Below are 25,311 nucleotides of genomic sequence, written 5' to 3'. Positions count from 1 at the left end.
CTGCGCGCCTAACCCCCGGATGAACACCTCCGCTCGGCCTGCCGAAGGGGCAAAAGATCAAAAGCCGAAGCCAAAGCCAAAGCCAAAGCAAGATTACAAGCCAGATCAAGAGCCCCTCACCCTAGCCCTCTCCCAGAGGGAGAGGGGACTGGCGGTGGTGTTTGGAAGAGTTACGCCGACGTGCGATACCGCGGTGAACTCAGGCTTTGAAAAGCCCACAGATCGGCTCCCTCTCCCTCGGGAGAGGGCTGGGGTGAGGGGCAGCCCCATCACAAAACCAAAGCCGAACACCCGCTCCTCACCACTCAATAGGCCGAGTGTCAGCTCGCCTGCTCTTGATTTTGATCTGTAAGGCGACATCGGAAGGCTGAGTGGAGGGATTGATCCGGGCGTGGGAGCGCAGCGACCGTTTGGCGCAGCCAAACACAGCGAGAGGAGGTGCAGCGAAGCAAACCGGAGGCGCTGCGCCCGGATCAATCCCGGAGCGAAGGAACCCCGAGCCCCAGCGAGCGGGCCGCACGTAGGAGCAAGCCTTTTTGGTTACTTTTTCGGCGTCTGGAAAAAGTGACCCGCCGTAAGGGCGGAACCCTAATCAGCCATTACCGCAGCAACGGATATTCACCCAAAAACCAACCAATACCCAATCACCCCAACATCAACGCCAACGCCCGGCTGAGGCGTTCATGCACCCGCAAAACATCAGGCATCACCGAAGCCATCCGCAGCAAATCATGCGTCAGCCCCGGACAATGCTCAACCTCGACACTCACCCCCTGCCCCCGCAACTTATCAGCATAAGCCTGCCCCTCATCAAGCAACGGATCAAAACCCGCCAACAACACAATCGCCGGCGCCACCCCGCGCAGATCCTCCGCCAACAACGGCGAAAAGCGCCAATCCAGATAGTCTTGCGGACTGCGAGCGTAATGCTGATAAAACCAGTCAAGCGTATCGTTCTCCAACAGATACCCCTCGCTGAACAACAACCGCGAATCGTGCGTACGCGAAGCATCAGTAACCGGATAGCACAACAACTGCGCCTTCGGCGCGATAGCCACAGTATGCGGTTGCACCACCGCCTGAATCGCCAGCACCGTGGCCAGGGTCGCACCGGCACTATCACCGCCAAACGCCACGCGCGAGGTATCAAGGCCAAAGCTGACGGCATTTTCCGCCAGCCATGACAAAGCATCTTCGCCATCCTCCAGCGCCGTCGGAAAACGATGCTCCGGGGCCAGTCGATAACCCACCGACAACACCGCACACGGCGTGCGCTGGCAAAACTCGCGGCACACACCGTCGTGGGAATCGAGGCTGCCGACGACAAACCCGCCACCGTGGAAATACACCAGCACCGGCATCGACGTGCCGGCGCCGTTCGGCCGATACAGGCGCAACGCCAAAGGCGCGCCGTCCCGGGCCGCCGTGTCGATCGGCGTCACCGACAGATCTTCAGGCGCAGCCCAGCGCAGTTGCGCCGTGGTCTGTTCGAAGGTGGCGCGGGCCTCGTTCGGAGTCATCTGGTGCATGGCCGGCAGGCCGGCGTCCTGGCTGTCTTGGGCCAGGTCGAGAAAGGCTTCCAGATCAGGGTGTAACGACATCGCTAGGATCCTTGTATCAGCAAAATAGGGGCGCGCCCTGGCAACGCCCCTTGGAAATGACTCACCGTTCGACGATCAGCCCACACGTACCATGCAGTGCTCGACCAACGCCTCCAGCTCACGCTGGTAATCGCTCATCAAGGCATCCAGGGTGCCGGCGCGATAACGCTGGCTGCTGTAGATGCAGCGCATGGCCAACTGACCGTCATAGACCTGGCCGACAATTTCCAGCCAGTTGCCCAGATTGGCCTTGAGGCTGTAGTTGTCACCGGTTTCTTCCAGCGCCGGCACCAGCAGGGCTTGCTCGTCGAAGCTCTGGTCGAACTGGCCCAGGTAGTTGAAGGTGACCCGCGCTTGCGGCAGCTCGGCCAATTGCCGCGACACCTCGGCGCCGGCCAGATGCCGCAGCACGCCATAGCCGATGCCCTTCTGCGGCACCGCTGCCAACTGTGCCTGCACATTGACGATCGACTGGCCGATGTCGTCGCTGTCCGGACGCAAGCGCACCGGGAACATGCTGGTGAACCAGCCGAGGCTGCGGCTCAGGTCGATGGACTCGAACAGGTCTTCGCGACCATGCCCTTCGAGCAGAATCAGTGCCGACGGCTGCTGGCTCCAGCGGCACAGCGCACGGCTGAGCGCCGACAACAGCAAGTCGTTGATCTGCGTGCCGTACACCGCCGGGGCCTGTTTGAGCAGTTGTTCGGTGTGTTCGCGGGACAGTTTGAGCCGCGCCTGCGCCTGCTGACGCACGAGGTTTTTGCCGCGCGGGTTGTCGCACGGCAAGTCGACGCCCGGCTGATCCAGTTGCTCCAGCCAATACCCCAGTTCCTGCTCGGCAATCACTGGCGCCTGCGCCTGCAAGGCCTCGGCGAACGATCGGTAACTGCTGGTGCGAATCGGCAATTTCGGCTGCAGCCCCTGCACACACGCTTCGTACGCCACTTTCAAATCGTCGAGCAGAATCCGCCACGACACGGTGTCGACCACCAAGTGGTGAATCACCACCAGCAGGCGCGCCTGACCATCCGGCAAGGCAACGTGCATCACCCGCCAGACCGGCCCGTCGTCGAGGTTCAAGCTGCGCTGGGCAAGGTTGGCCAAAACTTCGACCTGCTCGCTGTTGTCCGCCTCGCGGCGCCAGAGCAACGTCTCGCGCTGTTCACTGAGGTCGCAGTAACGCTGCATCCAGCGCCCGCCTTCCTGAGAGAAACGCAGGCGCAGCGAGTCGTGATGTTGCTCGATCCAGCCCAGTGCCTGCTCCAGTGCATCGAGGTCCAGCGACTGGCGCGCGCTCAACAGCAATGACTGGTTGTAGTGATGCGCTTCGGCCATGCCTTCGGCAAAAAACCACTCCTGAATCGGCAAGAGATTGAACAAGCCCTCGGCGGCCACGTGCGTGACGTCCGCCTGCGGTGGTGCCGTGCCCTCCTTCGCCACGTCCTGCTCGACAATGCCGGCGATGGTCTGATAACGCATCAGGTCGCGCAGCTTGAGATCCATCTGCAACGTCGGGTGGTTTCTGACGCGGGAGATCACCTGCAGACTCAGAATCGAGTCGCCGCCCAGTTCGAAGAAGTTGTCGCTGATGCCCACCTGCTCAACCTGCAGCACCTGCGCCCAGATGTCCGCGAGCAGGCTTTCCTGCTCGTTGCGCGGGGCGACGTATTCTTCGGTTTTGAACTCGGGTTCCGGCAGCGCCTTGCGATCGAGTTTGCCGTTCGGCGTCACCGGGAAAGCCTCGAGGCAGACGATCTGCGCCGGCACCATGTATTCCGGCAACGAGGTGCGCAGGCCCGCCTTGAGTTCATCGCCGATGTCCTCGCCGCTCGCGGTGACCACGTAACCGATCAGTTGCTTGCCCGACGCATTGTCGCGAGCAATCACCAGCGCATCGCTGACCCCAGGCAATTGGCGCAGGCGGGCCTCGACTTCACCGAGTTCGATACGGAAGCCGCGCACCTTGACCTGGTGGTCGATGCGGCCGACGTAATCGACTACGCCGTCGCCACGCAAACGCACCAGATCGCCGCTGCGATACAGGCGCTCGCCCGCCGCGAACGGGTTCGGCACGAAACGCTCGCCCGTCAGCTCGGGACGCCCGTGGTAACCCCGGGCCACGCCATAACCACCGATGTACAACTCACCGGCAAGGCCTGGCGGCAACGGGTTCAGATCCTCGTCCAGCACGTACAGCGAACGCGCGCCCACGGCTCGGCCGATCGGCGCATAGGCCGCTTCGCAGTGCTGGCTGACCGGGACTTTCCAGAGCATTGGCGTGACCACGGTTTCGGTCGGGCCATAGCCGTTGGTGAAGTACTCGGGACGCAGCGCTGCCTTGACCTGTTCAAAGGTCTGATCCGGCACCGCGTCACCGCCGAAGCAATAGATGCGCACCGGTGGCGGCGCGATGCCGCTGGCCGCCGCGTATTCGGCCAGTTGTTTGAGGTAGGCCGGCGGGAAGCAGGCAATGGTGATGCCGTACTCGTGCAGCGCCTGATAAGTCTGCTCTGGCGTCCACAGGCAACCGTCGCGAATCACCAGACGACCGCCGCTGTACAGGGTGCTCAGCCAGCGTTCATGGGCACCGTCGAAGGCGAACGACATAAAGTGCAGCTCGCAACTGCGGGCGTCCATTTCGTACAGCTCGGCAATCGCCTGACAGTGCATGCTCAGCGGACCTTGCGTCACCGCGACGCCTTTTGGTCGCCCGGTCGAACCGGAGGTGTAGACCAGATACGCCAGGCTTTGCTCGTGAACGCGGCAGTCAGGGGCATAGTCGGCATAGCGGCTTTCGTCGAGGTGATCGACTTCCAGGCGCAGCAGGCCTTGGGGCGCCGGCAACGTGGCACGCAGGCTGCTTTGGGTCAGCAACAGCGCCATGCCCGAATCTTCGATCATGTACGCCAGACGCTCCGGCGGATACTCAATGTCCAGCGGCACGTAGGCGGCACCGCTCTTGAGCACGGCGAGGAAGCTCACGACCATCTCCAACGACCGCGGCAAGGCCACGCCGATCACCACCTCCGGCCCCGCGCCGTGTTCGATCAGGCAATGCGCCAGACGGTTGGCACGCAGTTCGAGTTCGGCGTAGCTCAGGCTCATCCCCGCACATTGCAGAGCAATAGCCTGTGGCTGTTGTTGCGCGTGGCGGCTGATCAGTTCCGGCAACAGCGCCGCTTGATGACTGTGCACCGGTTCGGCGCTCCAGGCCTGCGCGGCTTGCCATTGTTCGCTGCTCAGACGCTGCAGATTGCCGAGGCGTTCGTACGGCGCCGCCAGCATCGCGGCGAGGGTGTTTTCCATGGTCTGGCGAATACCGACCACCGCCTCGGCGCTGAAGTGGCTGCGCAGGTACAGGTATTCGATCGACAACTCGTCACCGAGCATCACCGCCAGGTCCATCGGCACGTTGGTCACGCCGTGGCCGATGGATTTGCCGAAGGTCAGGTCGGTGTCGTTTTCTTCCTGCAAGCGATCGTCGATCGGGAAGTTTTCGAACACCACGATGCTGTCGAACAGCGCCTGCCCACCGAGGTTGGACCAGCGCTGCACATCGGCCAGTGGCGCCTGGGAATAATCACGAATGTCGAGGTTGTAGGCCTGCACTTCGCCGAGCCAGTCGGCCAGGCGCTGATCGGCACGCGGCGTTTGAATGATCGGCAAGGTGTTGATGAACAGACCGAGCATGTTGCCGACATTCGCCAGACCTTCCGGACGGCCCGACACCGTGGCGCCAAAGGTCACCGTCTGCTGTCCGGTGTAACGCTGCAACAGCAGCAACCATGCACCTTGAATCAAGGTGTTGGGGGTGATGCGCAGGTCGCGGCAGAACTGCAACAGATCCGCGGTTTGCGTTTTGTCCCAGTTGGAGTAGATCGCATCGTGACCGGCGACATCGGCGCTGTGGCGCGGATGCATCGCCTGGCTAAGCGCCGTCGGCTCGTTGACCTCCGCCAGACGCGCCTTCCAGAACAGCTCCTGAGCGTCCTGATCCTGCGCCTGCAGCCAGGCGATGAAGTCGCGGTAACGACCGTTCTCGCCGATGATTTCGCCCTTGGCGTAATACTGCAGGACTTCGCCGAACAGCCGCGAACTGCTCCAGCCGTCCATCAGAATGTGGTGGCTGGTCCAGATCATCTGGTACTGATCGTCGCTCAGGCGCAACAGGGTCACACGTTGCAAACGGGCGTCGGCCAGATTGAAACCGAGCGCACGGTCAGCGCTGGCAAACTCGGCAATCAGTTCTTCACTGGTTTCGCGCTCACGCCAGTCGAGCACCTGCATCTGCAACGGCGCATGGCGATGCACCACCTGCAACGGTTTGCTCAGGCCATCCTGCCAATGGAAACTGGTGCGCAGAATCGCCTGACGGACGATGACGAACTCCCACGCCTGGCGGAAGCGCTCCACGTCCAGGCCCGTGATCGGCAGGCTGACCTGTTGCACGTAAAGGCTGCTGCCGTTATCCGACAGCGTGTGGAAGAGCATGCCTTCCTGCATCGGCGACAGCGGGTAAACGTCTTCGATCATGTCCGCCGGCACCGGCAGCGCATCGAGTTGCGCCTGATCCAGTTGAGCCAGCGGATAATCCGCCGGCGCCTCGTCGGTCGACGAATCGAGCGTAACCACAGCGGCGAGTTTCTGCACGGTCTGCTGCTGGAACAGGTCTTTGGGGGTGAAACGGATCCCCTGCTGACGCGCACGGCTGACCAGTTGAATCGAGATGATCGAGTCGCCGCCCAGGGCGAAGAAGTTGTCGGTCACGCCGACGCGCTCAATCTTCAGAATGTCCTGCCAGACCTCGGCCAGTTGTTGCTCCAGCGGCGTCGACGGCGCCACGTAGTCACGCTGCGACTGACTGGCATCCGGTGCCGGCAGGGCCTTGCGATCGAGTTTGCCGTTGGGGGTCAGCGGCAACTGTTCGAGAAACAGCCACTGCGCCGGCACCATGTAATCCGGCAGTTGCGTCTTCAGCGCAGTCTGTAGCGTTGCGCTCAGCGCGTCCTGCTCCTCAAGGCTCAGGCTGCTGTCGTTCGGCACCACATACGCCACCAGTTGCTGACCGCTCTGGCCATCCACCGCCAGCACCACGCCTTCGCGCACGCTGTCCTGCGCCAGCAGACGCGCTTCGATTTCACCCAGCTCGATGCGGAAACCGCGCACCTTGACCTGATGGTCGATACGCCCGACGTATTCGATGCGGCCGTCATCGCCGAAGCGGGTCAGGTCGCCGGTGCGGTACATGCGTTCGCCGGTGTTCGACAGCGGGTTGGGCACGAAGCGTTCGGCGGTCAGGCCCGGACGGAACAGGTAGCCACGGGTGATGCCATCCCCGGCCAGATACAGCTCGGCCGCCACACCAATCGGCGCCTCCTGCAACTGGCCGTCGAGCATATACGCCGTGGTGTTGACCAGCGGCCGGCCGATATTCGCCTGACCACCGGGTTCACGGCGGGTCCAGGTCGAATAGGTGGTGTCTTCCGATGGCCCGTACAGGTCGTAGACGTGAGCCACCGAGGTTTCACGGTAGAGGGTATCGACCAGGCTCTGCTTCAACGGCTCGCCAGCGAGGTTGATGATGCGCACGCCTTGGGGAATCTGCCCGATGCGTTGCAGCGCAGCGATGGCCGACGGCACGGTGTTGATCAGGCGCACCTGATCGCGCTCCGGCAAGTCCGGCAGCTCCAGGGCGTTGCGCGCCATGACGAGCGAACCGCCGCGCGCGAGGGTGACGAAAATCTCCCACACCGACAGGTCGAAGCACACCGACGTCGAGGCCAGCACGCCTTGCAGATCGTCTTCGCTGTAGACCTCGGCGGACCAGTGAATCAGCGCCTGCACGTTGCGATGGGCAATGGCCACGCCTTTCGGTTTGCCGGTGGAGCCGGAGGTGTAGATCACGTAGGCCAGATTCGCCGAATCGCCCTGCGCCGGCAGATTGTCCGCAGGCTGCGCGGCAAACGCCTGTCCGCCCGCCTCGACCAGCACCACTTCGGCATCGGTCTGCGGCAATTGCGCCAGCAGCGACTGCTGCGTCAGCAAGACTTTTGCCTGACTGTCGTCGAGCATGTAGGCCACGCGGTCGGCCGGGTAGTCCGGATCCAGCGGCACATAGGTGCCACCAGCCTTGAGCACCGCCATCAACGCGATCACCAGTTCCGCCGAACGCGGCATCGCCACGCCCACGCGGATTTCCGGGCCGCCCCCAAGCGCCAGCAGATGACGGGCCAACTGGTTGGCCCGTCGGTTGAGTTCGGCATAGCTCAGGGCGACGCCAGCATGACTCAGGGCCTGCGCTTGCGGATGCGCCGCGACCCGCGCTTCGAAGCTCTGCGCAATCAGGCGTTCAGCCGGATAGGCCGCGTGGTGGTCGTTCCACTGCGCCAGGGTCTGACGCTCGGCCAGCGGCAACAGGCCAATCTCACCCAGGCACCGCTGCGGCGCCTCAAGGAACTGGCGCAGCACTTCCTGCAGATGCGCGGCCAGGCCCAGCACGCTGCGCTCGGCGAAGTGTTCGGTGAGGTAGTTGAAGTCCAGATTCAACACGTCACTGGCCCCGGCAATCAGGGTCAGGCCGTAGTTGGTTTGCTCGCGGTGTTCCAGACCGGCGAAACGCAGCCCGCCCGGATTGGCTTCCAGTGCTTCGGACACCGGATAGTTCTCGAACACCAGCAAGGTGTCGAACAGTGCTTCGCCGCTCAGTTCGGCCAGACGCTGAATGTCTTGCAACGGGGTCTGCTCGTAGTCCCGCAGCAGCAGGTTCTTGTCCTGCACGCTGCGCACCCAGTCGCCGACGCTGACCGTCGCCTGCGGGCTGGCGATCACCGGCAAGGTGTTGATGAACAGCCCCAATTGCTGCTCGATGCCTGGCAAATCCACCGGCCGCCCCGACACGGTCGCGCCGAAGGCCACCGTGGCCTGCCCGGTGTAACGCTGCAACACCAGCAGCCACGCAGCTTGCACCAGACTGTTCAGGGTCACTTGTTGCTGACGGGAGAACGCATTCAGGCGCTGGGTGAACGCTGCATCGAAATGCAGGCGATGCATCTGTTTGCCGGGGCCCGGCACCGTCGCCCCGTGGCAGGCCGAAGCCAGTCGCGTCGGCTCGTGCAAAGCGGCCAGTTGTCCGCGCCAGAAATCCTGGGCGGCGGCTTTGTCCTGACCTTGCAGCCAGACCAGGAAGTCGCGGTAACGGCCCTGCGCGCCCGGCACCGGGTGGCCGGCGTAATCCTGCAACACCTCGCCGAACATCCGCGAGTTGCTCCAGCCATCCATGAGAATGTGGTGGCAGGTAAAAATCAGCCGATGGCGATCATCCGCCGTGCGCAACAGGCACAGGCGCAACAGCGGCGGATTCTGCAGATCGAAGCCGCGTTCGCGGTCGGCCTGCGCCCGCGCTTCGAGCACGGCGGGCAGATCCGCCACCCCGCGCACATCGACTTCCGGCATTTCCAGGGTCAACTGGCGATTGATCACTTGCAGCGGCGCATCAAGGCCATCGCGGCCCCAGATGAACCCGGCGCGCAGCACTTCATGACGATCTACCACGCGTTGCCACGCCTGCTGGAAGCGCGCCACGTCGAGGCCGTCGATGTCCAGCAGCATTTGATAGACATAGGCGCTGGCATCGGCGTCGTACAGGCTGTGGAACAGAATGCCCTGCTGCATCGGCGCCAGCGGATAGATGTCCTCGATGCGCTGGGCGGCGATCGGCAAGCTGTCCAGGTGCGCCTGGGACAATCCGGCCAACGGCACATCGGACGGCGTCAAGGCACCGCTCGGATGGCTCAGGCAATGGTCGATCAACTCGCCCAGCGCCACTTCATAGGCGCGGGCCAAGGCATTGATGGTCGCCTCTTCGAAAACATCGCCGCTGTAGGTCCAGGTCAGACTCAACTGGCCCTGATAGACCCGGCCGTCGATGGTCAGCCAGTTGGCCATCGGCGCGTTTTCGTCCTGGCCGGCGCCCTTGTCTTCAGTGGCCGGCACCCACAGGGCGTCGGCGTCGAAGTTGTTGTCGAACTGACCGAGGTAGTTGAACGTCACCTTCGGTTGCGCCAGATCGCTCAGTGCAGCTTGCGCCTCGGCGCTGCCCAGATGCCGCAGCAAGCCGTAGCCGAGGCCTTTGTTCGGGATCGCGCGCAGTTGCTCCTTGATGCCTTTGATCGACGCTTCGAGACTGGCGCCGGGCATCAGACGTACCGGGAACATGCTGGTGAACCAGCCGACCGTGCGGCTGAGGTCAACGTCGTCGAACAGGTCTTCACGACCGTGACCTTCGAGCTGGACCAGCGCGCTGTCAGTGTTCGTCCACTGACACAACACCCGGGCCAGCGCCGTGAGCAGCAGATCGTTGACCTGGGTGCGATAGACCGCCGGCGCCTGCTGCAACAGCTGACGGGTACGTTCGGCGTCCAGACGCGTATCGACGCTGCGCTCGAACCGGTTGCTCAACTGGCCCTGCGGATTATCCAGCGGCAGTTCGACCGACACGTCGCGCAACTGGCCACGCCAGTAATCCAGCTCGCTTTCCAGCTCGCCACTGCGGGCATGCTCCTGCAGACGCTGGCCCCACGCCTTGAACGCACTGGTCTTGGCCGGCAGGCTCACGGCTTGCCCGCGGCTCAGCTGTTGATAGGCACTTTGCAGATCTTCCAGCAGGATCCGCCACGACACGCCATCGACCACCAGGTGATGGATCACCAGCAGCAGGCGCTGACTGGCGTCCGGCAACTCGACCAGCGCTGCGCGCATCAGCGGGCCGTCGTGCAGATCGAGGCTGCGTTGCAAGTCCAGGCACAGCGCCGGCAATGCCGCACTGTCGTCCAGCACAAAGGTGCGCAGCAAGGCGTGCGCCTGTTCCGCCGGCGCATGCGTTTGCTGCCAGCCATTGTCTGTCTGGCGATAACGCAGACGCAAAGCGTCATGGTGCCGCTGCAGATGCTGCAACGCCTGCTCCAGCGCTGCCGCTTGCAGCGCGTGGGCCGGGGTCAGCAGGATCGACTGGTTCCAGTGATGCCGCGCCGGGATGTCACTGTTGAAAAAGTAATGCTGGATCGGTGTCAGCAGCGCCTCACCGAGCACATCGCCCTGCTGCATCTGCACCGCGTCGCTCTGTTGCGCGACGGTGGCCAGACGCTGCACGGTCTGGTGCTGGAAGATGTCTTTGGGGGTGAAGCGAATACCCGCCTGACGGGCGCGGCTGACCACCTGAATGGAAATGATCGAATCACCACCGAGCTCGAAGAAGTTGTCGTTGAGACCAACCCGCTCGACCTTCAACACGTCTTGCCAGATCTCGGCCAGACGCTGTTCCAGTTCGTTGCGTGGTGCCGCGTAGGCTTCCTGCACCTGAGCAACGTCTGGCTGCGGCAGTTGCTTGCGATCCAGCTTGCCGTTAGCGGTCAGCGGCAGGCGCTCAAGGAACGCCCAACTGACCGGCACCATGTAATCCGGCAGGGCTTCACGCAGATGCGCCTTGATCGAATCGCGCAGCGCAGCCTGGCCTTCAGCGTCCAGCACTTCGTTGGCGACGATCCAGGTCGCCAGTTGCTGGCCGCTGAGGCCATCGACCGCGAGCACCACCGCTTCGCGCACGTCGGGGTGTTGGAGCAGTTGCGCTTCGATTTCCCCCAGTTCGATACGGAAGCCACGGATTTTCACTTGATGGTCGATACGGCCGATGTATTCGATCACACCGTCACCGCGCAGACGCGCCAGGTCGCCCGTGCGATAGAGACGCTCGCCCGCCTGCGGATTGAATGGATCGGGAACGAATCGCGTCGCGGTCATGCCGGCCTGATTCAGGTAACCCCGGGCCAGACCGGCACCGGCGATGTACAACTCACCGATGCAGCCTTGCGGCACCAGGTTCAGCGCGTTGTCGAGCAAGTACCACGACAGGTCGACAATCGGCTCGCCGATGGGGCTGCTGTGGTTCTGCTGCAAGTCGGCCAGCGACAACGGCCGGTAGGTCACGTGCACGGTGGTTTCGGTGATGCCGTACATGTTGATCAGCGTTGGCGCGCGGTCGCCGAAGCGTTCGAACCACGGGCGCAGGCTCTGCACTTCCAGGGCCTCGCCGCCGAACACCACGTAGCGCAAGGCGTTGTTGCGCGGCGACTCGCTGGCCACCTGCATCAATGGCTTGAACGCCGACGGTGTCTGGTTCAGCACGGTGACGTTTTCATCGCACAGCAGGGTGTAGAAATCCTCCGGGGAACGGCTGACATCGTGGGGCACCACCACCAGTTTGCCGCCGTAAAGCAGCGCACCGAAAATCTCCCACACCGAGAAGTCGAAGGCGTAGGAATGGAACAGCGTCCAGCTGTCCTGCGGACCAAAATCGAACCACTGTTCGGTGGCGCTGAACAAGCGCATGACGTTGCTGTGCGGCAGCAACGCGCCCTTCGGTTTGCCGGTGGAGCCGGAGGTGTAAATCACGTAGGCCAGATTGTCCGGCGTGGTCAGGCACCGCGGGTTGACGTCGTTGCCAGGGACTGGCGCTTGATGCAGATCGAGGCACGCCAGGCCCGCCGGCACCGGTAATTGCGCCAGCAGGTGACCCTGGGTCAGCAGCAACTCAATGCCGCTGTCTTCGATCATGTAGGTCAGACGGTCGTCGGGATAGCCCGGGTCGAGCGGCACATACGCGCCACCGGCCTTCAACACCGCGAGGATGGCCACGATCATGTCCAGCGAACGCTCGACGGCGACCCCCACGCGCACGTCCGGGCCTACGCCACGGGCGAGCAACGCATGCGCCCACTGGTTGGCACGGCGATTGAGTTCGGCGTAGGTCAGGCATTGCCCGGCGAAGGTCACGGCGATCGCGTCAGGATGACGCTCGGCCTGCGCTTCGATGGCTTGATGGATGCACTGGTCGGGCGTTTGCTCGACCCGCACCGGGTTCCACTGCGCGAGCAACTGTTGCTGCTGGCCGGCATCGAGCATCGGTAGCTGGCCAATGCGCTGGTTCGGTTCGACGACAATGGCCTGCAACAGCGCTGTCCAGTGTTGCGCCAGAAGCTCGATGGTCGCCGCGTCGAACAGATCGGGGGCGTACTTGAGCACCGCTTCGATGCCGTGCGCCTGTTCGGTGGTGTTCAGGGTCAGGTCGAACTGCGCGGTCTGGCTCTGCCATTCCAGCGGCTCGATGTTCAAGCCGTTGAGGCGGGTTTCGACGCTCGCGCGGCGTTCGGCCTGGTGGTTGAACATCACCTGGAACAACGGGCTGTGACTGAGGCTGCGGCCCGGCTCCAGCGCTTCGACCAATTGCTCGAACGGCAAGTCCTGATGGGCCTGCGCTTCCTGCGCGGTCTGTTTGACCTGACGCAGCAATTCGACAAAGGGCATCTGCCCGTCAATGTCGGCCTTGAGCACCTGAGTGTTGACGAAGAAGCCGATCAGCCGCTCGATCTCGACCCGGCCTCGGTTGGCATTCGGCACGCCGACCCGGATGTCGGCCTGGCCGCTGTAACGGTGCAACAAGGCCTGGAACGAAGCCAGCAAGACCACGAACAGGGTGACGTTCTCTTGTCGGGCGAAGGCTTTGAGCGCGTTGCTCAGCGCCGGGTCGAGAATCAGGTTGTGGCTGGCGCCGGCAAAGCTTTGCTCGATCGAGCGCGGACGATCCATCGGCAGTTCCAGCACCGGTTGCTCGCCGCCGAGCTTGTCTTGCCAGTAGGCCAGTTGCCGCGCCTGCTCACCGGCTTCCATCCACTGCCGTTGCCACAGGGCGTAGTCGGCATATTGAATCGGCAAGGCCGGCAGGCCGGCGTCGTGACCGAGGTTGAAACCGGCATAGAGCTGCACCAGTTCCTCGATCATCACTTGCAGCGACCAGCCATCGGAGACGATGTGGTGCAGGGTCAGTACCAGCACATGCTCATTCGGGGTGACTTGCAGCAAGGCTGCGCGCAACAGCGGGCCGTGCTCCAGGTCGAAGGTTTGCTGGCTCTGGGTCTGCACGAACGCCTGGATCGAGGCATCCGGGTCGTTGGCCAGCTCAGCGCCCGGCTGATGGATCTCCAGTGCAAAGGGTCCTGCCGGCAGGACCACTTGCAACGGTTGCCCGGTTTCCTGAGTGAACACCGTGCGCAAGGTTTCGTGTCGTTCGATCAGCGCCTGGACGCTGCGCTCCAGCGCGCTGACATCCAGCGGGCCCTGCAAACGCAGGGCCGTCGGAATGTTGTAGGCGGCGCTGTGCGGCGCCCACTGCCAGAGGAACCACTGGCGCTGCTGAGCGTAGGACAGCAGCAACGGCTCTTCAGCCGTGCGCTTGAAAACCGGGGCAATGTCAAAGAGGTTGACGCCTTTCTGCTTGAGCAGAACCGCCAGAGCCTTTCTTTGCTTAGCCGAAAGTTGTCCTACCGACTCGATTAACTCTTGCACGCGTTTTTCCCTCTCAAGAAATCAGTTTTTCCAGATCATCGAGGGATAGACGTTTGAGGGCCTCCAGGGATTTAGCCAATTCATCCTGAACGGGCGACATTTCGACGCGCAAGGCCTCGATCCGCGCACAGAACGCCTTGAGGGTGTCGGTTTCGAACAGTTCCTTGAGCGGCACCTTGTCGCCCAGACGTTCCTTGATCCGGGTGACCACCAGTGTGGCCAGCAACGAGTGCCCGCCGAGCTGGAAGAAGTTGTCCGCGAGGCCCACGCGCTCGACCTCCAGCACCTCCTGCCAGACCGCCGCCACGTCCCACTGCAGATCGGTCTGCGGCGCCTGATAGTGCTGCTGTGTCGGGCTGTCACCCAGCGCCATCAGCGCCTTGCGATCGAGCTTGCCGTTGGGGGTCAGCGGGATGGCGTCGATCAGGTGCAAGTGCCCCGGCACCATGTGCGCCGGCAAGCACGCGGCGAGTGCGCTGCGCAGGCGTTCGGCCAAGGCCGGTTGCCCGGCCACCAGCTGCGCCGCGACGACGTAGGCATGCAGGTGTTTACCGGCGGCACCGTCCTGGGCGAGCACCACGGCTTCACGGACTTCGTTCTGCTCCAGCAAGCGCGCTTCGATTTCGCTGAGTTCGATACGGAAGCCGCGAATTTTCACCTGATGGTCGGCGCGGCCGATGTACTCGATGTTGTCGTCACTGCCCTGGCGCACCAGATCGCCGGTGCGGTACAGCCGTTCGCCGTTGCTGGCATACGGGTTCGGCACAAAGCGTTCGGCGGTCAGCGCGGCGCGCATCAGGTAGCCACGGGTCACCCCGGCACCGCCCAGGTACAGCTCGGCCGGCACACCTTCCGGCAGTACTTGCAGCTGAGTGTCGAGCAGATAGGCCACGGTGTTTTGCAGCGGCCGGCCGATGTTCGCCTGCCCGTGCGGCGTGCGCAGGGTGAAGGTCGAATAGGTGGTGTCTTCCGAAGGCCCGTAGAGGTCATAGACCTGTTGCACCGACGTGCTCGCGTACAAACTGTCCACCAGACTTTGCTTGAGCGGTTCGCCCGCCAGATTGATGGTCGCCACCGACCGCGGAATCTGCCCGGCCCGTTGCAGCGCGGCAATCGCCGACGGCACGGTATTGATCAGAGTGACCTGTTCGCGCGCCGGCAGCTCGGCCAGCGCCAGCGCGTTGTCCGCCAGCACCAGGCAACCCCCGCAGGCCAGGGTGACGAAGATTTCCCAGACCGACAGGTCAAAGCAGATCGACGTCGACGCCAGCACGCCACGCAGCTGCTCTTCGCGATAGACCCCGGCCGACCACTGAATCAACGCCGACAGGTTGCCGTGGGTAATGGCCACGCCTTTCGGTTTGCCGGTGGAGCCGGAGGTGTAGATGACGTACGCCAGATTCTGCGCGGTGACATTCGCCAGCGGTGCGGTAGCCGGGAGCGCATCCAGTGCGCCCTCTTCCACCAACAGCACCTGCGCGCTCAAGGTTTCAGGCAGCAGCGCCAGTGCGGCCGGCTCGGTAAGCAGCACGGCGGCACGGCTGTCGTCGAGCATGTGCAGCAAACGCTCCTGCGGGTAATCCGGGTCGAGTGGTACATAAGCGCCACCGGCCTTGAGGATTGCCAGCAAGCCGACGAGCATGTCCGGTGTACGACGCATGCACACGCCCACGCGTACTTCCGGTCCCACGCCCAACGCTTGCAGCTTGTGCGCCAGTCGATTGGCCCGGGCATCGAGACTCTGGTAGTCGATGTGTTGCTCGGCAAACACCACAGCCTGCGCGTGTGGCTGGCGCTGCACCTGCGCAGCAATGTGTTCCAGCACCGTGCGCGCATCTGGCGCCGTGGCGGTGGCCTTGCCCCACTCGATCGCTGCTTCGCGTTGCGGCGCTGCCAGCAGTTGCAATGCACCCAGCGGCTGGGTGGCATCGGCGAGGAACTGCGTCAGCAGGCTTTCCAGTTGCGCGCTCAACGCGTTGATCGTCGTCGCAGCGAAACCGGCCCGGTCGTAACTGATGCCCAGGCTCAGCTCACGCCCGGTGACCGCCACCAGCGTCAACGGGTAGTTGGTCTGTTCCTGACGACGGATCGCCGAGAACGTCAAACCGGTAGCCGGGCCCTGTTGCAGGGCTTCGGCCATCGGGTAGTTTTCGAACACCAGGATGCTGTCGAACAGCGCCCCGTTACCCGCACCGGCCCAACGCTGAATGTCGTAAAGCGGGGTGTGCTCATGCTCGCGCAGCGCCAGATTGAGGCCCTGCACCTGTTGCAGCCACTGGCTGACGACGATCTCTGCGGACGGCGCCGCCACCACCGGCAAGGTGTTGATGAACAGACCGATCTGTTGTTCGACGCCCGGCAAGTCGGTCGGCCGTCCGGCCACCGTGGCGCCGAAGGCGACGTTGTCCTGCCCGGTGTAACGCTGCAACAGCACCAGCCACGCCGCTTGCACCAGGGTGTTGAGGGTGACTTTCTGCTCGCGGGCGAAACGGTTGAGGTCCGCCGTCAACGCCTCGCTGAAGACGTGCTCGTGATCGGCATAACCTGCGGCAAGCGCTTGCCCGCCCGCCACGGCACTGGCCAGACGTGTCGGCTCGTCGAGATCGGCCAGTGCTGCCGTCCAGAATTCGCGACTGGCCTGCTGATCGCGCTGGCCGAGCCATTCGATGTAATCGCGATAGCGTCCCTGTGACACGGCCGGGGTCATACCGGCGTAGCGTTGCAACACTTCGCCGAACAACTGCGAAGTGCTCCAGCCGTCCATGAGGATGTGATGGCAGGTGTAGATCAGGTGATGCGTGGCCTCGTCCGTGCGCACCAGCGTCACCCGCAACAGCGGCGCCCGGGTCAGGTCGAGCCCGCTGGCGAGGTCGTCGCCGGCCAGTTGATCCAGCGCTGTGCCAAGGTCAGCACGACCGCGCCAGTCCTGTGTGCTCCATGGCATCTGCGCAGTTTGACGCACCACTTGCACCGCAGCGGCGGCATCCTGTGGCCAGACAAAAGCCGTACGCAGGATTTCGTGGGCATCAACGGTGTGCTGCCAGGCCTGACGGAAGCGCTCGGCGTCGAGATGCTGCACATCGACGCGCAATTGGTTGGTGTACGCCGGACTGTCCGGATCGTTGACGCTGTGGAACAGAATGCCCTGCTGCATCGGCGACAACGGATACAGATCGACGATGTCGCGGGCGGGGATCGGCAGTGCCGACAGTTGTGCCTGAGTCAGCGTTGCCAGGCTGAAGTCCGACGGCGTGACAGCGGCCTCGCCACTGTTGCAGCAATGTTCGATCAAACGTTCCAGCTCGCGACGATAGGCCTCGGCCAGCGCCTCAATGGTTTCTGCGCGATACATGCCGGTGCCGAAGGTCCAGGTCAATTCCAGCTCACCGCCGTAGACCTGACCATCAACGCTCAGCCAGTTACCCAACGGTGCCGCCGCGTCCTGATTGGCGCCGGTGCTTTCACCACTCGGCACGAACAATGCGCCTTCTTCGGGGTTGAACGCGCCGTCGAACTGGCCAAGATAGTTGAAGGTCACACGCGGCTGAGGCAATGCCTGCAACTCGGCGCAACGGCTCAGGTAACGCAGCACGCCAAATCCGATGCCTTTGCCCGGCACCGCACGCAGTTGTTCCTTGATTGCGCACAGGGACGCACCTGGCGTCGCCTCAGGTGTCAGGCGCACCGGGAACAGGCTGCTGAACCAGCCGACCGTGCGGCTCAGATCAACATCGTCGAACAGGTCTTCGCGACCGTGTCCTTCAAGCTGCACCAATACCGAAGGCTGCTCGCTCCAGTCGCACAATACCCGCGCCAGTGCGGTCAGCAGCAGGTCGTTGATCTGCGTGCGATACGCCGCCGGCGCCACTTTCAGCAGCTTGTGGGTCAGTGCCTGACTCAGGCGCGAGCTGGCCCGGGCCGCTTGCGCACGCGTCTGGTGCTCTTGCGGGAAATCTCGCGGCAGCGTTGCGTCGCCCGCCTCCAGGGTCTGGCGCCACCAGGCACCTTCAGCGGCCAACGCCTCGCTCTGCCCGTAACGGTGCAGATGCTCGGCCCAGCTGTGCAGCGAGCTGCTTTTACCCGGCAAGACCAGCGGCGTGCCCGCCGCCAACGCGGCGTAAGCGTGCTGCAGATCTTCCAGCAGAATGCGCCACGACACGCCATCCACCACCAGGTGATGGATGACCAGCAACAGACGTTGTTCAGCGTTCGGCAGGTTCACCAGGACCGCGCGCAGCAAGCGCCCCAGTTGCAGATCCAGGCTGCGCTGGGCTTCATCGGCGAGTGTCGGCAACGACGCCAGACTGTCCAGCTCGCGCACCCACAGCAATTCAGGATCGCGCTGGCTCTGCGGTAATGCCTGCCAGGTATCGCCCGACAGCTGGAAATTCAGCGCCAACGCATCGTGCTGTTCGACCAGTGCCGCCAGTGCTGCGCGCAGATGCGTGGCGTCGAGCGGCGTGGTCGGCTGCAACATCACCGACTGGTTCCAGTGCTGACGCCGGGCAATCTCCATCTCGAAGAACCGCGCCTGAATCGGCAACAACGGCAATGGCCCGCGCGCTGCCGGCGCCGCAGTCGTAGCGGGTTTCGCTTCAATCAGTCTGGCCACCGCGGCCAATTGGCCAATGGTCTGTTTTTCGAACAGCTGCTTGGGGCTCAGCTTGATACCCTGGCGTTTGGCCCGGGCAATGATTTGCAGACTGAGGATCGAATCACCGCCCAGTTCGAAGAAGTTATCGCTGCTGCCCACGCGCTCCAGCTTGAGCACCTCGGCCCAGATCGCCGCCAGCTTCTCCTCGACCTCACCCACCGGCGCGACGAACTGCTGCGTGACCAGCCCCGGCACCGGCAAGGCGCGCTTGTCGAGTTTGCCGTTGGCGGTCAGCGGCAGTTGCGCCAGCAGCACAATCTGCGCCGGCACCATGTACTCCGGCAGGCACGCCTGCAATTGCTCGCGCAGCCCCTGCGCCTGCAGGCTCACACCCGCCACCGGCACACACCACGCCACCAGTTGCAGCCGCGCCGGGTCATCATCCAGAGCCAACGCCAACACCGCAGCCTCACTGACGCCGTCGAGGCCGAGCAGCACCCGCGCGACTTCCGCCGGTTCCACGCGATAACCGCGCACCTTGACCTGATCGTCGGCGCGGCCGATGAATTCCATGGCCTGTTGACGATTATGCCGCACGCGGTCGCCGCTGCGGTATACCCGCGAACCCGGCGCGCCGAACGGATCGGGCAGGAAGCGTTCGGCGGTCAATCCGGGCTGGTTCAGATAGCCCAGCGCCACGCTGTCACCACCGATGTACAACTCGCCGGCCACCTGATCAGCGACGCTGTTGAGCACATCGTCGAGCACGTAAACCTGCGCGCCCGTCAGCGCAGTGCCGACCGGAACACAGCGCGCATCGGCCGCCAGTTCGCCAACTTCGTGGGTCAACACACCGACCGTGGTTTCACTCGGCCCGTAGTGGTTGATCACGCGGCAGCCCGGTTTGAGCTGACGCACGCGTTCCACCAGAGCTGGCGAGCAGGCTTCGCCGCCGACGATCAACGCGTGCTGCGGCAACACATCGGCGGCCCGGGCAGCTTGTAACAGTGCGGCCAGATGCCCCGGGACGATTTTCAGCATGCCCACGCGGTGAGTGGCCATGTACTCGGCAAACCGGTCCGGGTCGAAACCCAGTTCTTCCGGCAACACGTGCAACAGGCGCCCGGAACACAACGCGCCGAACAGCACGGTAAAGCCCAGGTCGGCGGCGATGGTCGAGACCAGCGCCATGCTGCTGTCCGGCGTCGGTGCCAGGCGTTCCAGCACACCACGCACGTAACTGCCCAGCGCCCCGTGGCTGACCAGCACACCCTTGGGTTGCCCGGTGGAACCGGAGGTGTGAATCACATAGGCCGGTGACTGCGCGAACAGGCTCACGGCCGGGCTGACGTCCGCCATCGCCTGCCATTGCGTGGGTGCATAAGCGAGCCCCTGACATCCATCCACCGCCAGCGCGGACACCCGCGCATCCCCTTCAGCGCACAGCAGCAGCCGCGCCCCGGCACTGCCAAGCATCTGCTGCAGCCGTGCGTTCGGCGCCTTGACGTCAAGCGGCATGTACACCGCGCCGGCCTTGAAGATCGCCAGCACGCAAGTCAGCCAGTCCAGCGAACGCTCCATCAGCACCGCCACCGGCTCGCCGATGTTCAGCCCCTGCGCCAGCAGATGATGGGCCAGACGATTGGCCGCCTGATCCAGCGCCTGAAAACTCATGCTCTGATGCAAGTCACGCGCAGCCAGTGTCTCGGGCTGCTGCGCGACTTGTCGATCCCACAGGTGCAACACCGACTGCGCCGGTTCGCCGGGTGCAGCAAGCACCGCTGGCGCCAACGGGGCAACACTGTGCAACGGCGCTTGCGGTGCTTTCAGCAACTCACTGAACAGGCCGAGCAAGGCCGGCACAAAACCGGCGACAGTCTCTGGACGATAGAGGTCGCTGGCATAGGTCATCTGCCCGTGAATCAAGGTGCCGTCATCGGTGATGTCCAGCGCCAGATCGAAGTGGGTGCCGTCCTTGTCCAGCGGGTATTCCGCCACGCTCAGCCCCGGTAGCGTCATCGAGCGTTGCTTCTGCATGCCGACGTTCTGGTTGAACTTGGCCTGGAACAGCGGGTTGTGACCGAGGGTGCGCTCGGCGACCAGTTCGTCCACCAGTTGCTCGAACGGCAACTCCTGATGCGCCTGGGCACCGAACGCCGCTTCGCGCACCCGCGCCAGCAAGTCGGCGAAGCTGCCGCGCTCATCCACTTCGCAACGCAGCACCTGGGTGTTGACGAAGAAACCGATCAGCCCTTCGACTTCGGCGCGGCCACGGTTGGCATTCGGCACGCCAACACGGATGTCGCGCTGCCCCGCGTGGCGCGAGAGGAACAGCGAGAACCCCGCCAGCACCAGCATGAACAGACTGATGCCCTGGCTGCGGGCAAAGGCGTTGAGTTGCAGGGACAACTGCGCGCCGAAATCGAAACTCAGGGTCTGCCCTGCAAAACTTTGCGTCAGGGGCCGGGCGTAGTCCGGCGCCACTTCCAGCAGCGGCTGTTCTTCACCGAGTTGCTGGCGCCAGTACTCGAGTTGCCGCTCGCCCTCGCCGGCTTCCAGCCAGCGTCGCTGCCAGATCGCATAGTCGGCGTATTGCAGCGGCAGGGCCGGCAATTGTGGCTCGCGCGCCAGACTGAAGGCCTGATAGCACTGGACGAACTCCTTGACCATCACGTCCATCGACCAGCCGTCGGAGACGATGTGGTGCATGCTCACCACCAGCACGAATTGTTCATCGGCTACTGCAAACAGGCTGGCGCGCAGCAACGGCCCGTGGCGCAAATCGAACGGCCGCGCCGTGACGGTTTGTACCTGTTGCGCCAGGGCCGCCTCGCGCTCCGACACCGGCAAACCGGTGAGGTCGATGCGCTCCAGCGCAATGGGTTGCTGATCGAGAATCACCTGATACGGTTGATCGCCTTCGGTATGGAACACCGTGCGCAACACTTCATGGCGCATGACCAGATGATCGAAGGAACGTTGCAGCGCCGCTTCGTCCAGGCGCCCGTTCAGACGCAGGCCGGCGGCCATGTTGTACGCGGCGCTCTGCGGTTCGAGCTGCCAGAGAAACAGCAGGCGTTGCTGGGCGAACGACAACGGAATCGGCGTGACCTCGTGCCGGCTGACCGGCAGCGGCAACAGGCTGAAGTCCTTGCCTTCCTCACGCAGTCTGGCCAGAAACTGTCGACGCTGTTCCAGCGGCAAACCGACGAACCTTTTCGCGATGCGTTCCGCCATGGTGCCGCTCATACTTCCTCTCCTTCCAAAGCATTCATGAACTGATCCATGTCGGACCAGTCGTCGTCCGTTGCGCCGCCGGCCTGTTGTGCCAGCAGCGCCGCCAGATCGGTCAGTAACGGTTTTTCGAACAGGCTGCGCAGCGGTAACACCACGCCCAATTGAGTCTTGATGCGCGCAATCACTTGCGCGGCCAGCAGCGAATGGCCACCGAGTTCAAAAAAGTGATCATCCAGACCGACCCGCGGCACCTGCAGGACCTCGGCCCAGATCCGCGCCAGACACTGCTCGGTCTCCGTTTGTGGCGCGCGATAGTCGCCCTGCAACTGGCTGGCATCCGGCGCCGGCAAGGCTTTGCGGTCGAGCTTGCCGCTCGGCGTCAGTGGCAGGTTCGGCAACAGCAGCAAGTGCCCCGGCACCATGTAATCCGGCAGGTGGCTTTGCAGCGCGGTGCGGATCTGCTGACGGAATGCCGATTGGCTGGCGGCGCCCGCCAGCACGGCCTGCTCGCCAACCACGTAGGCCACTAGTTGCTGACCGCCGCTGAGCGGCACCGCCAGCACCACGGCTTCACGAACGCCCGCGCACTGTTGCAGGCGTGATTCGATTTCGCCCAGCTCGATGCGGAAGCCACGGATCTTCACTTGATGGTCGACCCGGCCGACATACTCCAGCGCACCGTCAGCGCGCAGTCGGGCGCGGTCACCGGTGCGATACAGGCGCTGGCCATCAGCAAACGGGTCTGCGATAAAGCGCTCGGCACTGAGCATCGGCTGACGGTGATAACCACGGGCCAGGCCCGGGCCACCGATGTACAACTCACCCACCGCGCCTTGCGGCAACAGGTTCAAGTCATCATCGAGCACGTACAGCCGACGGGCCTCCAGACCGTGGCCGATCGGAATGCCGCGCCACGACACGGCATCCGACGTCAGCGCCGTGCAGTCATGAATAGTCGAGACGACTGTGGCTTCGGTCGGTCCGTAGGTATTGAGCAAGCGCACATGGCCCAAACCGGCCCGTTGCCACAGGCGCAAACCGTCCACCGCCATCGCTTCGCCACCGACGTGAATCTGCCGCAGTGCGCCGAAACCGGCCGGCGGCTGCGCCGCGTATTCCTGCACCAGCCAGTACCAGTAGGCGGCCGGCAGGTCGGCCAGAGTGATGCCGTGATCGACAATCACCTGACGCAACGTCGCGCTGTCCCACAACGGCGCATCACGCAACACCACAGCGGCGCCATGACACAGCGGCGGGAAGAACTGCTCGACGAAACCATCGAAGCTGCTGGTGGCGAATTGCAGGACGCGGTCGCCTTCGCGCAAGTCGCTGTAGTCGATGGCGCGAGCGATGAACTCGCTCAACGCACCGTGACTGACCGCAACACCTTTCGGTCGCCCGGTGGAGCCGGAGGTGTAGATCACATAGGCGAGGTGCTGCGCCTCAACGGTCACCGACAGATTGTCGGCGTGGTCACTGTCGTCCAGTTGCTCCAGGCACAGGCAATCGACGCCACCCAGATCCGGCAGGCTGGCGAGGTTTTCGTGATCGCTCAGCAGCAGTTTCAGGCCGCTGTCATCCAGCACATGGCGCAGACGTTCGGCCGGGGTTTGCGGGTCCAGCGGCACATAGGCGCCGCCGGCCTTGAGCACGGCCAGCAAGGCCACCGCCAGTTCCAGCGAACGCCCCAACGCTACGCCGACCAGCACGTCTGGCCCGACACCACGCGCACGCAACTGATGCGCCAGGCGATTGCTGCGCGCATTGAGTTCGCTGTAGGTGAGTGACGGTGACGGCGCCGTGGCGAGGCGTACCGCCACTGCCTGCGGCGTGCGCGCCACTTGCGCCTCGAACAGGGTCTGCACGCTGGCGAAAGCGGGTTCGCTCGCCGTGGCCTGAATCAGCTGTGCGCGCTCGACCTGCGCCAGCAGCGCGACGTCGCCGATCAATTGCTGCGGGTCGCGGCAGACGGACAGCAGAATATTGCGCCAGTGTCCGGCCATCGCGGCGATGGTCGCGGCATCGAAAATATCGGTGGCGTAGGTGAAGGCGGCGAACAGCTGCTCGCCCTCCTCGCGGGTGTCGAGCATCAGGTCGCTGGTGGCGGCATGTTGCCGACCGCTGCCGGCCAGTTGTTCTTCAGTCAGATAGCCGACCTGCAAACCCGACTCCAGCTGCACGTGCTGCAAGTCGGTCACCAGCGGCTGGTGGTTGAACATCACCTGGAACAGGGGGTTATGGCTTTGGCTGCGCGCCGGTTGCAGGGCTTCGATCAAGGCGTCGAACGGCAACTCCTGATGGACCTGGGCACCAAGGGCGGCTTCACGCAGGCTTTGCAACAGCTCGGCGAAACGGGTTTGCGCGGTGACTTCGCTGCGCAGGATCTGCGTGTTGACGAAGAAGCCGATCAGCCCTTCGGTTTCACTGCGGGTACGGTTGGCAATCAGGCCGCCGACGCGAATGTCGGTCTGGCCGCTGTAGCGATGCAACAAGGTCTTGAACGCGGCCAGCAACACCACGAACAGGGTCACGCCCTGACGCTGGGCAAGGCTTTTCAATTCCTGGCGCAGCGCGGCATCGATCACCGTTTCCAGGCGCGCCCCCTGATGACTCGATTGCGCCGGATAAGCACGGTCAGTGGGCAATTCCAGCACCGGATGTTCGTCGCCCAGTTGCCCGCGCCAGTACTCCAGTTGCCGCTCACGCTCACCCGCCTCCAGCCAGCTGCGCTGCCACAGGGCGTAATCGCGGTAGTGCACGGTCAGTGCCGGCAGCGACGGTTCGCGCCCCGCCACCAGCGCGTCGTAGGTGCGCATGAACTCGTCGATAAGAATGTTCATCGACCAGCCATCGGCAATGATGTGATGCAAGGTCAACAGCAACACGTGTTCCTGCTCGGCCAGACGCAGCAGGCGCAGGCTCAGCAGCGGGCCGTGTTCCAGATCGAACGCCTGGGTGGCTTCGGCCATCATGTGTTGGTGCGCCAGCGTCCAGCGCTGGTTTGCAGGCACCGCAGTCAAATCGGTAAGGCTCAGTGTCAGCGCCTCGGGCTCGGCGACTCGCTGAAAAGCACGCTCACCTTCCTGACCGAACGTGGTGCGCAGACATTCATGCCGCGCCGCCAACAGACTGAAGGCCTGCTCCAGCGCCTGCGCTTGCAACTCGCCCGTCAGGCGCACGGCCATCGGCAGGTTGTAGGCGGCACTGTGCGGGTCCAGTTGCCAGAGAAACCACATCCGCTGCTGGGCGTAGGACAGGCCGTCACGCTCGGCAATGCCGTCACAGTGGGTCATGGGAAGCTGCGCAAAGTCGATGCCTTCGCGGGCCATGCCGGCGAGAAACAAACGGCGTTTGTCCTGGGGCAGTTCGATAAAGCGGCGGGCGAGTTTCTGTGCGTCTGCGGCATTCATGCATGGGGTCCTTGCTGATCGGCGGCGTGACCAGGAGGCCCGGTCGTATCAACAAGAACGAATGACCAACGCG

At 63.7% G+C, this 25,311-nt stretch carries 4 protein-coding genes; all 4 read right to left on the bottom strand.

The genetic code is table 11. The features are described from left to right. Positions 1 to 644: 644 nt before the first annotated feature. Positions 645 to 1,601: an alpha/beta hydrolase gene (locus PseuLF5_RS11330; RefSeq protein ID WP_222833306.1), complete on the bottom strand. Its 957-nt coding sequence runs from the start codon at positions 1,599 to 1,601 to the stop codon at positions 645 to 647. 75 nt (positions 1,602 to 1,676) lie between these two features. Further along, positions 1,677 to 13,997 (bottom strand): non-ribosomal peptide synthase/polyketide synthase, encoded by a 12,321-nt coding sequence (locus PseuLF5_RS11325; RefSeq protein ID WP_340133545.1) that lies wholly within the window; start codon positions 13,995 to 13,997, stop codon positions 1,677 to 1,679. 13 nt (positions 13,998 to 14,010) lie between these two features. Beyond that, complete coding sequence (locus PseuLF5_RS11320; protein WP_340133544.1) at positions 14,011 to 21,840, bottom strand: amino acid adenylation domain-containing protein; 7,830 nt, start codon at positions 21,838 to 21,840, stop codon at positions 14,011 to 14,013. After that, positions 21,837 to 25,238, bottom strand: a complete 3,402-nt coding sequence (locus PseuLF5_RS11315) for an amino acid adenylation domain-containing protein (protein ID WP_340133542.1) — start codon at positions 25,236 to 25,238, stop codon at positions 21,837 to 21,839. Before PseuLF5_RS11315 ends, PseuLF5_RS11320 begins: the two co-directional genes overlap by 4 nt. Positions 25,239 to 25,311: the final 73 nt, after the last annotated feature.

Origin of the sequence: Pseudomonas sp. LF-5, assembly GCF_037626295.1 — a bacterium.
Taxonomy (GTDB): domain Bacteria; phylum Pseudomonadota; class Gammaproteobacteria; order Pseudomonadales; family Pseudomonadaceae; genus Aquipseudomonas; species Aquipseudomonas monsensis.
This window is presented reverse-complemented; position numbering and strand designations above follow the sequence as displayed.

What these genes read in the sequence shown, in the direction of transcription:
- PseuLF5_RS11330 (WP_222833306.1), bottom strand. Translation starts at nt 1,601, where the DNA reads ATGTCGTTACACCCTGATCTGGAAGCCTTTCTCGACCTGGCCCAAGAC.
- PseuLF5_RS11320 (WP_340133544.1), bottom strand. Translation starts at nt 21,840, where the DNA reads ATGAGCGGCACCATGGCGGAACGCATCGCGAAAAGGTTCGTCGGTTTG.
- PseuLF5_RS11315 (WP_340133542.1), bottom strand. Translation starts at nt 25,238, where the DNA reads ATGAATGCCGCAGACGCACAGAAACTCGCCCGCCGCTTTATCGAACTG.